A 256-nucleotide genomic window follows, 5' to 3' on the forward strand; every position below is an offset into this window, starting at 1 on the left:
GCCGCCGGTGGCTTGGCTTCAGGCACCACGGCAACAGGCGCCTTGCCCGGCTCCTCGGTGCCGCTCAACCACCAATAACTGGCGCCACCGATGGCCAGGGCGACCGCCACGGCAACCGCCGCCAGCGCCAATACCGGCCCGCGGCGCTGCTCGCTGTGTTGCATCGGCGCCACCACCGGCTGACGTACCGGTTGCGGCTTGCCCGTCGGTATTTCAATCGACTCCGGCGTGATTCCCGCCAGGTCAAAACTGAGTG

The 256-nt window shown here is 68.4% G+C and carries 1 protein-coding gene; it reads right to left on the bottom strand.

Going from position 1 to position 256, the window contains the following annotated elements; genetic code table 11:
* On the bottom strand, positions 1–256 hold a 256-nt coding region (locus tag AC0L20_RS41315), incomplete at both ends, for a hypothetical protein (RefSeq protein WP_473295881.1).

Source organism: Bradyrhizobium sp. Kon58 (genome assembly GCF_055807455.1).